Annotated in this window: 10 protein-coding genes and 1 tRNA gene; 5 read left to right on the top strand and 6 right to left on the bottom strand. The window is 70.8% G+C overall.

Annotation, left to right across the window (positions count from 1 at the left end; translation table 11 throughout):
- Positions 1 to 264: 264 nt before the first annotated feature.
- Together ACIBIW_RS34185 and ACIBIW_RS34180 are read right to left on the bottom strand one after the other, a co-directional pair.
- The gene (locus ACIBIW_RS34185) at positions 265 to 1,386 is read right to left on the bottom strand and encodes an adenosylhomocysteinase (protein ID WP_399342020.1); all 1,122 of its coding nucleotides are present in this window, start codon (positions 1,384 to 1,386) and stop codon (positions 265 to 267) included.
- A gap of 70 nt (positions 1,387 to 1,456) precedes the next feature.
- Positions 1,457 to 1,792, bottom strand: coding sequence for an ATP-binding protein (locus tag ACIBIW_RS34180; RefSeq protein ID WP_399342019.1), 336 nt, complete (start codon positions 1,790 to 1,792; stop codon positions 1,457 to 1,459).
- A 160-nt stretch (positions 1,793 to 1,952) separates the two neighbouring features.
- Between ACIBIW_RS34180 and ACIBIW_RS34175 the strand changes: the two genes are divergently transcribed.
- Positions 1,953 to 3,203, top strand: coding sequence for a helix-turn-helix transcriptional regulator (locus ACIBIW_RS34175; protein WP_399342017.1), 1,251 nt, complete (start codon positions 1,953 to 1,955; stop codon positions 3,201 to 3,203).
- Positions 3,204 to 3,217: 14 nt separating this feature from the next.
- Positions 3,218 to 3,583 carry a hypothetical protein gene (locus ACIBIW_RS34170; RefSeq protein WP_399342016.1) on the top strand — a complete coding sequence of 122 codons (366 nt, stop codon included), beginning with the start codon at positions 3,218 to 3,220 and terminating at the stop codon, positions 3,581 to 3,583.
- Between the two features lie 300 nt (positions 3,584 to 3,883).
- On the opposite strand, the gene ACIBIW_RS34165 is transcribed toward ACIBIW_RS34170, so the two are convergent.
- Positions 3,884 to 4,150, bottom strand: a complete 267-nt coding sequence (locus tag ACIBIW_RS34165; protein WP_399342014.1) for a type II toxin-antitoxin system RelE/ParE family toxin — start codon at positions 4,148 to 4,150, stop codon at positions 3,884 to 3,886.
- Positions 4,147 to 4,419, bottom strand: coding sequence for a type II toxin-antitoxin system Phd/YefM family antitoxin (locus ACIBIW_RS34160; protein WP_399342012.1), 273 nt, complete (start codon positions 4,417 to 4,419; stop codon positions 4,147 to 4,149). The genes ACIBIW_RS34165 and ACIBIW_RS34160 overlap by 4 nt, the downstream gene beginning before the upstream one ends.
- A gap of 490 nt (positions 4,420 to 4,909) precedes the next feature.
- Between ACIBIW_RS34160 and ACIBIW_RS34155 the strand changes: the two genes are divergently transcribed.
- Both ACIBIW_RS34155 and ACIBIW_RS34150 read left to right on the top strand, forming a co-directional pair.
- The gene (locus tag ACIBIW_RS34155; protein WP_399342010.1) at positions 4,910 to 6,304 is read left to right on the top strand and encodes an NAD(P)/FAD-dependent oxidoreductase; all 1,395 of its coding nucleotides are present in this window, start codon (positions 4,910 to 4,912) and stop codon (positions 6,302 to 6,304) included.
- A gap of 555 nt (positions 6,305 to 6,859) precedes the next feature.
- Positions 6,860 to 8,209 carry a class I SAM-dependent methyltransferase gene (locus tag ACIBIW_RS34150; protein ID WP_399342009.1) on the top strand — a complete coding sequence of 450 codons (1,350 nt, stop codon included), beginning with the start codon at positions 6,860 to 6,862 and terminating at the stop codon, positions 8,207 to 8,209.
- Between the two features lie 83 nt (positions 8,210 to 8,292).
- On the opposite strand, the gene ACIBIW_RS34145 is transcribed toward ACIBIW_RS34150, so the two are convergent.
- Both ACIBIW_RS34145 and ACIBIW_RS34140 read right to left on the bottom strand, forming a co-directional pair.
- Positions 8,293 to 10,809 carry an ABC transporter permease gene (locus ACIBIW_RS34145; protein ID WP_399342007.1) on the bottom strand — a complete coding sequence of 839 codons (2,517 nt, stop codon included), beginning with the start codon at positions 10,807 to 10,809 and terminating at the stop codon, positions 8,293 to 8,295.
- Positions 10,810 to 10,980: 171 nt separating this feature from the next.
- The gene (locus ACIBIW_RS34140) at positions 10,981 to 11,769 is read right to left on the bottom strand and encodes an ABC transporter ATP-binding protein (protein WP_399342005.1); all 789 of its coding nucleotides are present in this window, start codon (positions 11,767 to 11,769) and stop codon (positions 10,981 to 10,983) included.
- Positions 11,770 to 12,381: 612 nt separating this feature from the next.
- On the opposite strand from ACIBIW_RS34140, the gene ACIBIW_RS34135 reads away from it, so the two are divergent.
- A tRNA-Leu gene (locus ACIBIW_RS34135) sits at positions 12,382 to 12,464 on the top strand.
- Positions 12,465 to 12,670: the final 206 nt, after the last annotated feature.

The following is a 12,670-nucleotide window of genomic DNA, read 5'->3' as shown; positions in this document are numbered from 1 at the left end:
ACCCGCTACGACAAACGCGCCCGCCACTACCAAGCCCTGGTCACCCTCGCCTGCCTACGACTGTGGCTACCCTGACTTTGCGGACACGCCCTAGGTCGTGTCTTCAAAAGCCCGTCTGGTCGGGCTGGCCCGGCACGCACACTCGCCGCGTTGTCGTCGGTCGCCGACGCGCCGCGTCGACTCCCTCCTCCGCCTTGCGACCGCACGCACCGGACCACCCCGACCCCGCCGTCCAGGCGGACGACGCTCTTTTGAAGACACTCCCTAGCGGTTGAAGTAGTTGAGCCACGTTGCCGCGATGGTTGCCCGATCGGCGGTGCCGACCTCGTGCATACCGGGTCCGAGATCGCCGCAGGAGAGCATCCGCATACCGGCGAGAATTTCGGACTGCACGAGGAAGATGAAGGGCCCGACGTGGGCGCCGTGCAAGAAGTTGACTGCGTTCCCTCCGTTGAGCAAGTAGAAGTAGTGCCCGGTGGTCGAGTAGCGGGTGATGTGCTCGCCCTGGGGCGCGCGCTGGTAGACGCGAGGGAGCGCCGCGAGGTCGAGTTCATCCTCGGACGAGGTCACGGTCGCCACATAGGCGCCGTTCCGCAGCGTGGCGAAGTCCTCGCCGCGCAGGGATACCGCGCCGGTCGCACAGAGCACGAGGCCGGCGCCGTGCAGGGCGGTGTCCCGATCGCGAGCGACAGTGAAGCCCTGGGAAAGGGCCTGTGTCTGCCGTACGGGGTCGACGTCGTGCACGGTGACCTGAATCCCCTTGGCGTGCAGAAGGCGCGCGATGGAGGAACCGAGCTTGCCGAATCCGATCACCAGGGCGGGGCGCCCGTGCAGAATGTCGCCGCGTCCGCGCATGAGGGCTTCGGCCGAGAACACGACGCTCTGCCCGACGAGGAAGTCCTCGGGGTCTTTGAGCGGGGAGCGGGCGACAGAGACGACGGGACAGGGCAGCTTGTCGCGGTCGGCGTACCGGCGGTGTCCATTCTCGGTGTCCTCGACGACGCCGAGAATGCGCCCAGTGAAACGGTTGCAGAGGGCATCGAGGGTGGGCGCGAAGTAGCCGCCTACGTCGAGCAGCACGACAGGTTCGCCGGCGGCGCGTGACTCGATGTAGTCGACTGCGGTGTCGGGGTCCTCGAACAGTTCGCGAGTCAGGGTGTCGCAGGGCGTCGCCGTCTCGACCGCGCGAAGGGCGGCGTGGTCGATGGACTTCGGCTTGGGGAGGACTGCCCGCAGAGCGCTGTTCGTGGCCACCGCGCCCACGAACGAAGGGCGCTCGGGGAGGAGATGCGTGATCAGGAAGGACGACGGACGTTCCGTCGGTGCGAGGTCGTCCGCGACGCGTGCGAAGTAGGCGTCAAGCCGGGCACGCTCGAACTGTTCCATGGACTCACTTCCCTTGTCTGAGGGGTAACTCCGGTCGGGGGGCGCGAGTAGCGGTTCACAGTCGGCGTGATCAGGTCGCGTGCACCTCTGCCCATACGGACTCCCCGGTGTCCGTATCGTTCGCTCCCCAGCGTCCGGCGCACACGTTGTTGACGACCAAGCGCAGGGGGCCGCCCGGGGCGCTGCCGTGGGTCACGGCATTGGTGACGAGTTCGGACACGACCAAGGAGACCTGGTCGAGGTGGTCCTCGCTGGCATCTGGAACGTTGGTCGCGAGACAGCCGCGGATGAAGAGCCGTGCGTCGCTGACCGATTGGGGGTGACTCCGCAGTAACAGGATGTTGGGGCCCACCACTTGGGCGCGTGCCCGCGAGGCGGAACGCGTGATCCATCTGTCGAGGTTCATCGGCCGTCCCCTGCGGAGTCATCGTTCCGTCGTGACATCTCCAAGGGAACCGCGGCGTATTGGGCGTGACCACGGCAGCCATGCGGCACTCTTGACGCACATCTGATGCACGGGCGCGGGATGAGGTGCCGACAGCGCTCGGCTGGGGAAGGAAGTCAACGTGACCCTCAAGGATCGGCGTAAGGCACTGGGCTACAGTCAGGAGAGATTCGCCGCCCTTGTCGGCGTCGACCGCACAACGGTTGGCCGATGGGACCGGGGGGAAACTGAGCCCCAACCGGAGTACCGGCCCAAGATGGCAGCGGTGTTACGCGTCGGCCTTGTGGTGCTCGACGCCTTGATCAAGGAATCATCAGCGTCCCCCGAACCGGATACGGGGTCGCCGTCGCACGACGTCTACGGCCCGGGGGAAGACGACATGATCCGACGCGAGTTCTTGCGCGTCCTTGCGGTGGCCGGGGCTGTTGCCGCGTTGTCCGCTGAGGAATCCGATGTCGTCGCGGATGCTGCCGTGCGCGACGACGCTGCCGGCTTTCTACGGATGAATGAACACCTCTGGCAGGTGTACCAACTTGCGCGTTCGAAAGCCTCTGTCCGGCCCGTGGTCACTGGTCAACTAACGGCTCTTAACGAGAGTCTGTCCGATCGCCCTTCGCCCCACGGCCCTCGATGTGTGGCTGCTGGCGACCTGTTCCAGCTTGCAGGTGAGTTGGCGTTCGACGGGAACCGGTACACGGATGCCGCCGCGGCGTACTCGCTCGCTGCCTCCGCGAGCAAGGAAGCTGGAGCGTTCGATCTGTGGGCCTGTGCGTTGGTCCGCCATGCGTATGTCGAAATGGCCGGTGGCCAGTACCGGGAAGCTGTCGGGTTGCTGTCGGTTGCTGAGCGGGTGGCCAAGCGGGGCGACAGTTCGCTGTCCACGCGGCAGTGGGTTGCGGCAGTACAGGCCGAGGCACACGCCGGACTGGGACACACCCCGGAGTGTGAGCAGGCCCTCGACCAGGCCGAGACGGTGCTTCACCTCGGTGCCGAGGCGCATAACGGCGGTTGGCTCCGATTCGATGGGTCTCGTCTGGCAGAGGAACGCGGGGCCCGTTACGTGCAGCTCGGGCAACTCGACAAGGCCGAGGACGCGCTGCACGACGCGCTACGACAGGGGGCCTTGGCGAAAGGGCAGTCGTTCCGACGGCGCGGTGTCGTCCTTGTGGACCTCGCGGCTATCGGCGCCAAACGGCAAGACGCTGACCAGATGCTCACCTACGCAACCGAGGCGCTGCGCCTCGCCCGGCAATCCTCGTCCGGGTACGTCGCCCGTAGACTCCAGGGGCTACAGGCTGAGATCGGTTCACTCGTGGACGACCGCCGGGTCGCCGAGCTGGGCGCCGAGATTGCCGCATTGAGCGCGTCGTGACGAGAGGGGTTGCCGTGACGGATACCGAGGGTGCCCGGCTGTTCCGCGAGTCGTGGATCGCGGGGGTGCGTAAGCACTTCCCGGGCGAGCCGAAGCCGGGTTACGTGACTTCCTGGGAGGAAACTCCCGAGTGGGAGCGGCAGGCCGCGGGCGCCGTGTACGAGCAGGTGCGCCAGTTCCTTGACGTGAGCGATGGTCACGCCTCGCGGCTGAGCCGCGAGCAAAAGAGCCGGTTCGTTGCGACCTCTTGGACGGCGCAGATGTTCAAGCACTTCACGGACCCGAAGCCGGGCTACGTGGCTGACTGGCCGGAGCTTCCGGCGTGGCAGCAGCAGACCGACGCAGACATTTTCGAGGCGATCGAGGGCGCCGTCGGCTGACGGACGCACGAAAGCCCCCTGCACGGCGCGAGGCCGTGCGGGGGGCTTTGTTCCTGTGCGGTTGGCGTACTGCCGCAGGGTGAGTGCGAGGCCGAACAGGGCGACCAAGGCGGCGAGGGAAGGGAGCGGTCAGTGGATGCGTTCCAGTTCGACGGCGACCGCGGCCGGGTCCGACGGCCGCGGACGCGGCAACCTGTTCCACGCGTTCCCGGCGAGCATGAGCCCAGTGCCCATACAGAGGACATGCTCGACGGAATCGCGTTCCACACGGCCTCCGGGCCGCGGTAGGAGGAGAGGGCGCTACAGGTTGCGGTGGACGTCCCGCCGGCCCACCTTGACGACGAGGACAACGAGTTCACCGTCGTTGATCTGGTACGCGACCCGGTAGTTGCCGACTCGGAGGCGGTAGAGGCCCGAGGGTCCCGCGAGCTTCTTGATGTCGGCGTCCTCGCGGTACGGATCGTCGCCGAGAGCGGTCAGTGCGGTCAGGATGCGCATGGCGTCGGTGCGGTCGATGGCCCGGATCCGCCGCTGTGCTGCCGCGGTGAACCGGAACGCGTACTTCACGCGGCGCCTTCACCGCGCTCGCTGAACAAGTCGGCCAGCAGCTCGGCCATCGAAACGGTGGGCTCGCCGTCGGCCAGAACCGCCTCCGCTTCGCGGGTCAGCATCACGTCGGCCGCGGCTTCCAGGGCTTCGAAGTCGGCGATCGGCACGACTGCGGCAACCGGGGCGCCGTTCCGTGTGATGACGGTCGGAGTGCCTTCCTCGGCCTGGTTGATGTGTTCCGCGAGGTGTGCGCGTGCGTCCCTGACGGTCGCGGTGTTCTCGGTCATGAACTCAGTGTACGCATTTACGTGTACACGCAGCCAGGCGTGAGAGTTGCGTGTGTGAGTAGCTTCAGAAGAGCGTCCCCCATATCGGACGAGCGCCACGTCAGGGGCTCGGGAGGGGGCGTTTCCTGGGGTGCGGGCGGGGTGGCGGAGCAGTCTCGTGAAGTTATTCACAAGGAAATCGAGCAGATTGGGTGCCGGGGGGCCGGGAGTGGGTCCCCCAGGGGTGTTCCGGAGGGTTTCGTGGGTCACATCGGGGGGTTTCCGCCGTGTGTCAGGGCGGTGACACGGCGGCCGGATCTCCTTGATCCACTCCGGGGGCGCGCTCGAAGCGGCAGCTCAACCGGGGTGAGGGCGAAGGACCCGGATACGGCGGTGTCGACGGCGGCAGATCCCCCGCCGCTTCGGGGGAGGGCAGAGTAGCACAGGTAGGGGGGATGCTTGTGAAGGGGCGCACGAGCCACCCCCCTCTCCCAGGTGGATACTCGATGGCATGAGCACCACGGAGCGTCCCAGGATTCTCGTAGTAGGCGGAGGGTACGTCGGCCTGTACGCGGCTCGCCGCATTCTGAAGAAGATGCGCTACGGCGAGGCGACGGTCACGGTCGTCGACCCGCGCTCGTACATGACGTACCAGCCCTTCCTCCCGGAGACCGCCGCCGGGAACATCTCGCCCCGGCACGTCGTGGTGCCGCTGCGCCGCGTGCTGCCCAAGGCGGAGGTCCTCACCGGCCGGGTGACCTCCATCGACCAGGACCGCAAGGTCGCCTCCGTCGCCCCGCTCGTCGGCGAGGCGTACGAGCTGCCCTTCGACTACCTGGTGATCGCGCTCGGCGCGGTCTCCAGGACCTTCCCGATCCCCGGCCTCGCCGAGCAGGGCATCGGCATGAAGGGCGTCGAGGAGGCCATCGGCCTGCGCAACCACGTGCTCGAACAGCTCGACAAGGCCGACTCCACCACCGACGAGGAGGTCCGCCGCAAGGCGCTCACCTTCGTCTTCGTCGGCGGCGGCTTCGCGGGCGCCGAGACCGTGGGCGAGGTCGAGGACATGGCCCGCGACGCGGCGCGGTACTACAACAACGTCAGCCGCGAGGACATGCGCTTCATCCTCGTCGACGTCGCCGACAAGATCCTCCCCGAGGTCGGCCCCAAGCTCGGCGCCTACGGCAAGCAGCACCTGGAGAGCCGGGGCATCGAGGTCTACCTGAAGACCGGCATGGACTCCTGCGTCGACGGCCGTGTCGTGCTGAACAACGGCCTGGAGACCGAGTCCAACACCATCGTGTGGACCGCGGGCGTCAAGCCGAACCCGGCGCTCGCCCGCTTCGGCCTCCCGCTCGGCCCCAAGGGCCATGTGGACACCACCGCCAGCCTCCAGGTCGCCGGCACCGACCACATCTGGGCCGCGGGCGACAACGCCCAGATCCCGGACCTCGTCGCGCGCAAGGCCGGTGCGGAGAACGCCTGGTGCCCCCCGAACGCCCAGCACGCGCTGCGCCAGGCCAGGATGCTCGGCGACAACGTGATCTCCGGCCTGCGGGGCTTCCCGCAGCAGGAATACAAGCACGCCAACAAGGGCGCGGTCGCCGGGCTCGGCCTGCACAAGGGCGTCGCGATGATCGTCGTCGGCGGCCGCAAGCTGAAGTTCAAGGGCCGGCTCGCCTGGTACCTGCACCGCGGCTACCACGGCATGGCGATGCCCACGTTCAACCGCAAGATCCGGGTGCTCGCCGACTGGACGCTGGGCACCTTCCTCAAGCGCGAGGTCGTCTCGCTCGGGGCCATCGAGTCCCCCCGCGAGGAGTTCTTCGAGGCCGCGCGCCCCGTGCCCGCCGCCGTCACCGCCCCCGTCCGTGAGAAGGAGGGCGAGAAGGCGAAGGCTTTGTAGCCCGTCAGGCCCGTCCAGCCCGTATCCGGCTGGTTTTCCGGCGCGGCCGCGGTCCCCTCAGGGACGCGGGTGACCGCGGTCCGACACCGGAACTCCCGCCGCACGCCCGCGCGAACCACTCGCGCGGGCTTCGTCCTTCCCGGGGCCCCGCCCCGACGACCGGTCTCCCCTGCGGGACCCCCGAGCGACCCCCGCCAGCCGTGACGCGAGCGCCCCTCCGGCGTACCCGCCCCACCGAAGAACACGGACCGCCCGAACGGCCTCCCACCCGGGGCCACGTAACGCAACGCCGGAGCCTGCCTGGCGCTGGTCCGGTGCCGGGGGGCCGCTGCCGAGGGGGGGTCCGCATGGCCCTCGCCAGGCACCGCGTAGCGCCGACCCGCCCAGGGCGGCCCCCGCCCCTCGCGATGAGTGCTCTCTACAGCTATTTTTGCCTGAGCCATGCCGCCGCTTCGGGACTGCGGGAGGGGCCCGGCGGTGTTTACGTGGTGTCTGTCCGCTTCCCGCTCGCCCGCCCGCCGACTTGACCGGTCCCCGTCCGCACGGAGGTGTGCCATGCCCGATGCCGCGCCGCGGCTGAAGACGCTCGCCGAGCAACTGCTCGGCGCCCCGCTCCCGATCCGCATCCGCGCCTGGGACGGCTCGGAAGCGGGCCCCGCGGGGACGCCCGTACTGGCGGTCCGTCATCGCCGTGCCCTGCGCAGGCTGCTGTGGAAACCGGGGGAACTCGGCCTCGCCCGTGCCTGGGTGGCGGGGGATCTCGACGTGGAGGGCGACCTCTACCGGGCGCTCGACCTGATGGCGGGACTCCTCTGGGACCGCGGCGAGGCCGCCCCCGGCGACGCGCCCGCGGCCCGCGGCGGCCTCAGGACCGCCTTCGAGGCGCTGCGCGACCCGGCGACCCGCGCCGCCGCCCGGGAGTTCGCCGCCCTCGCCGGGCCGCTGCCGCCCCCGCCGCCCCCGCGCGAGGAGATGCCGAGGCGCCGCGCCCATCTGCACACCCGCCGCACCGACAAGGCCGCCATCAGCCACCACTACGACGTCGGCAACGACTTCTACGAGCTGGTGCTCGGCCCCTCCATGGTCTACTCCTGCGCCTACTGGGACTCGCCCGACGGCACCCTGGAGGACGCCCAGCGCGACAAGCTGGAGCTGATCTGCCGCAAGCTCGACCTGCGCCCGGGACAGCGGCTCCTCGACGTCGGCTGCGGCTGGGGCTCCATGGCGCTGCACGCGGCCCGCGAGCACGGCGCGCGGGTCGTCGGCGTCACGCTCTCCGGGGAGCAGGCCGCGTACGCCCGCAAGCGGGTCGCCGACGCGGGCCTCACCGACCAGGTGGAGATCCGCGTCCAGGACTACCGCGACGTGGCCGACGGCCCCTACGACGCCGTCTCCTCGATCGGCATGGCGGAACACGTGGGCTCGGCCCGCTACCTGGAGTACGCCCGCGATCTGTACGCGCTCCTCGCCCCCGGCGGGCGGCTGCTCAACCACCAGATCGCCAGGCGGCCGCTCGCCGACGAGGCCGCGTACGAGGTCGACGAGTTCATCGACGCCTACGTGTTCCCCGACGGGGAGCTGCAACCCGTCGGCAGCACGGTGGAGCTGCTGGAGCGCGCCGGGTTCGAGGTGCGCGACCAGGAGTCGATCAGGGAGCACTACGCACTCACGCTGCGCCGCTGGGTGGCCAACCTGGAGGCGGACTGGCGCACCGCGGTCCGCCTCACCAGCCCCGGCAGGGCCAGGATCTGGCGCCTCTACATGGCCGCGTCCGCGCTCTCCTTCGAGCGCAACAGGATCGGCGTCAACCAGCTCCTCGCCGTCAGGACCGGCGGCGACGGCCGCTCGGGGCTCCCGCTGCGCTCCCGCGCCTGGAACCCGGGCGTCAGGGACGGGCGCGCCTGAGCCGCCCGGTGCGCGGGCGGCCCGGGTCCTGGAGCCCGGGGCCGCCCGCGCACCCGCCGGGGGAAGGGCCGCGCGCGGGCGCCTCACTCCGTGGCGACCGCCCTGAGCACCGGCAGCCGGGCCGCGCGGCGCGCGGGCCAGAGCGCGGCGAGCACCCCGACGGCCGCCGCGAGCAGGAGGAAGACGCCCATCCTCGCCCACGGCACCACCAGCGCGTACGTCGCCACCTGGGTGGCCATGACCCGGCCCACCGCCCAGCCGAGGAACATCCCGAGCCCGACCCCGAGCACCCCGCCGAACAGCGAGATCACCACGGACTCCAGGCGCACCATGCCCCGCACCGCGCGCCGGTCGAGCCCCACCGCGCGCAGCATCCCGATCTCCCTCGACCGTTCGAAGACGGACATGGCGAGGGTGTTCACCACCCCGAGGACCGCCACCACGACCGCCATCGCGAGCAGCCCGTAGAGCAGGTTGAGCATCAGGGTGAAGACGCCCGAGATGCTGTCGGTGACGTCCTGGCGGTCCTGCACCTTGATGGCGGGGGTGTCGCCGAGCGCCTTCTCCAGGGCGTCCTTCATCGCGGGGGTGGCGCCGTGGGCGGCCTTGACCAGGACCCGGTTGTTCTGCACCGTCTCCTGGTGCGCGGCGAGCACCGCGTCGTCGACGACGATGCCCTGCACCGCCTCGTTGCCCTCGTACACCCCGGCGACCCGCATCCGCTGCCGCGCCCCGTCCTCGTACCGGAGGGTGAAGGTGTCGCCCGCCGTCACACCGAGGCGCTTCGCGGTGGACTTGTCCACCGAGACGCCGTCGCCGCCCGCGCGGAAGGCGCCGGAGACCACGGGCGGGTCGAGGAGCCGGCCGAGGTGCCGCCCGTCGACGGCGGTCAGCAGGGAGTCCTTCCCGGCGGCGCGGCCCGACGAGAGACGGAGCGGGCCCGCCGCGGTGACGCCGTCCACGGCGGCCAGCTTGTCGGTCACGGAGGGGGCGAGGGTGCCGAAGTTGGCCATGGAGACCGAGTAGTCGGCGCGCAGCGACGAACTCGCCATGTGCTCGACGGCGCGCTGGGCGCTGGTCGCGATCACGGTGAGCCCGGTGATCAGGGTGAGGCCGATCATCAGCGCGGACGCGGTCGCGGCGGTGCGCCGCGGGGTGCGCACGGCGTTGCGGCCCGCGAGCCGCCCGGCCACCCCGAAAAGCCGCAGCACCGGGCCTGCGGCGGCGATCAGTGGCCTCGCCAGCAGTGGCGTCAGTACGAACACCCCGAGGATCAGCAGCGCGGCGCCCGCCCCGAGCGGCAGTTGGGCGGCGTCCTTGTCGCGGCCCGCGCCGAGGGCCACGAGCCCCGCGCCCGCCACCGCGAGCAGCGTGCCCACGCCGCCGCGCATCACCAGCGACCTGGCGGCCCGCGGGGTGTGCTCGGCGCCGAGCGCGGCCACCGGCGGGATCTTCGCGGCGCGGCGCGCGGGCAGCCAGGCCGCCGCCGTGGTCACCAGCACCCCGACCGCGAGCGCGATGCCGACGGTGCCCGCCGACACCACGAGCGGCCCGTCGGGCGCGGGGCTGCCGAAGGTGTTCATCAGCGCCCGCAACCCCGCCCCGACACCGATGCCGATGCCGAGCCCCGCGACGCCCGCGACGGCGCCCACCAGCGCGGCTTCGAGCAGCACCGAGCGCGTGACCTGTCGCCGCGAGGCGCCGACGGCGCGCAGCAGCGCCAGCTCCCTGGTGCGCTGGGCGACCAGCATCGTGAAGGTGTTGATGATGGTGAACACGCCCACGAACAGGGCGATCCCGGCGAACGTCAGCAGCCCGGTGCGCATCGAGTCGGTGGAGGAGGCGATGGTGTCGGCCTGCTCGGCGGAGAGCTGGTCGCGGGTCTTCGTCTCGGTGGTGCCGCCTGGCAGGGTGCCGTCCAGGGACCGCTTCAGCGCGGCCCGGCCCACGCCGTGGCCGGCCCGCACGTCGATCTCGTCGTACGCGCCCTCCTTGTGGAAGAGGCGCTGCGCGGTCGCGGTGTCGAACAGGGTGAGGCTGCCGCCCGCGGCGACGTTGCCGTCGTCGGTGGTGAAGACGCCGGTGACGGTGGGCGTGAGCACGGGGCCCTCGATGGACATACGGACCCGGTCGCCCACGCGGTAGCCGGTGCGGCGCGCGGTGTCCGCGTCGAGGGCGATCTCGGAGCCGCCGTGTGGGGCGCGGCCCTCGGCGAGCGGGTAGCGGTCGTCGTGCGCGCCCCAGTAGTTGCCGCCGCGGGACTGGAAGGCGCCGCCGACCAGGTCGCCGTGGCGGTCGGTCAGCGCGGTGAAGCCGGAGACGACGCCGGTCGCGGAGGCGGCGCCCCGAGCGGAGCCGGCCCTGCGGCGCAGGTCTTCGGTGAGCCGGGGGTCCCTGTCGCCGTCGTCGCCCGAGCGCGGCAGGACGGCGACGTCGACCCGCTCGAAGCCCTTGGTGGCGCTGGTGCGGTAGGCGTCGGAGACGGTACTGGTGAAGACCAGGGTGCCGGTGACGAACGCGACGCCGAGGAGTACGGCGAGCACGGTCATGAGCAGCCGGGCCTTGTGGGCGAGCGCGTTGCGCACGGCGGTACGGAGCATGGCGGGAGGGTCCTGGGATTCGGGGTTCGGGATGCGGAGTTCGGGGTTCGGGATGCGGGGTTCGGGATGCGGAGTTCGGGGTTCGGGATGCGGGGTTCGGGATGTGGGGCCGGGGGTTGGGCGTCGTGGCCGGAGTCAGGGCCGTGGCCCGTGGTGTGGGGGAGCGGGGCGCTACAGCCGGTGGCCGCGGAAGGCGGGGGCGTCGCCCGACAGGCTCCGCATCCGGTCGAGTACGGCGTCCGCGGTGGGCCCCGGCAGCTCGTCGACGACGCGCCCGTCCGCGAGGAACAGCACCCGGTCCGCATACGAGGCGGCCACCGGGTCGTGGGTGACCATCACCACCGTCTGGCCGAGTTCGCGGACCGAGTTGCGCAGGAAGCCCAGGACCTCGGCGCCCGCGCGGGAGTCTAGGTTGCCGGTGGGCTCGTCCCCGAAGACGATGCCCGGCCTGCTCGCGAGGGCGCGCGCCACCGCCACCCGCTGCTGCTGGCCGCCGGAGAGCTGGGCGGGCCGGTGCCGCAGCCGGTCGCCGAGGCCGACCATGGAGATGACGGTGTCCAGCCACTCCGGGTCGGGTCTGCGGCCCGCGATGTCCATGGGCAGCGTGATGTTCTCGGCCGCGGTCAGCGTGGGCAGCAGGTTGAACGCCTGGAAGACGAAGCCGACATGGTCCCTGCGGAGCCTGGTCAGCCGCTTGTCGCCGAGCCCCGAAAGCTCGGTGTCGCCGATGCGGACCGAGCCCGAGGTGAAGTCGTCGAGCCCCGCCACACAGTGCATCAGCGTCGACTTGCCGGAGCCGGAGGGGCCCATGATCGCGGTGAACCTGGAGGCGGGGAAGTCGGCCGTGACCTGGTCGAGCGCGACCACTTGGGTCTCGCCCCCGCCGTAGACCTTCGTCAGATTGTCGGCGCGTGCCGCGACCGCGCCGGTGGCGGTCGCGCTGCGGGCGGGGACGGTCATACGGGCTCCTTGCTGGGCTGATGTCCTGGGGGCGCAGCCCATCGTGCGGCGCGGGCGCCCGGCGTGTAGTCAGCCCCGGAGCGGGTTCGCGGTGGTGCCCGGGGTCGGACGGGAGAGCGGACCGTCATACCTGGGTATGACGGAGTGGGGCGGATACCGACCGCGCGCTCGCAACTGCTGGAGGGGTCTGCCGCGTCCTCAAAAAGAACCGCACGTTCGGTTTGTTGGCGCGCGGTGCGATTCGGCCAAGTCGGCCCATCGGGAGGGAGTGTGGCGCAGTCGAACAAAGCGGGCGAAGAGTTCGAGAAGGGGCGAAGTGTGCGTCGGCGGGGCGTGCCGCCGGGCGCGGTGCGGGGCCCGGCGGCCGCGCGGCGGGGCCTCGCGCCCCCGGGGACGAGAGCGGTGAAATCCCGTCATTTCACACAAGGCGGTACCCGTACGGAGAGGGGTGATTGGCGAGTGTGAATGGCGCGGGGCGGTCCGGGACCAGCGGGGACGCTCGATAAATCAAGACAACATCGGTCCATCGGGGCGCAGTTCGGGCGAGGCGTCCCGATAGGCTTCGGAGTCGCGACGCGCCGCACACGGAATCCCACGCGCCGCACACGGCAAGCCCGGATGGTGGAATGCAGACACGGCGAGCTTAAACCTCGCTGCCCCTCGCGGGCGTACCGGTTCAAGTCCGGTTCCGGGCACTCGTACCCCCATGGTCGGTTACGGGCCGGGGCAGTACATGAACGGTAAGTGACCCGAACCGCGGCGCATTCGGAACGCGCGGTTTGTGAATCGTGACCGCTTATGGAGCCAGGGCGATCACAACCGTCAAGCGCCGCCGTTGCGCAATACGGACCTTGGGGGTGTTCTGCGCGTGCGGGGGCTTTCCTCTTCTCGCGCGACGAAT

It is taken from the genome of Streptomyces sp. NPDC050560 (assembly GCF_044457285.1).
Taxonomy (GTDB): domain Bacteria; phylum Actinomycetota; class Actinomycetes; order Streptomycetales; family Streptomycetaceae; genus Streptomyces.
This window is presented reverse-complemented; position numbering and strand designations above follow the sequence as displayed.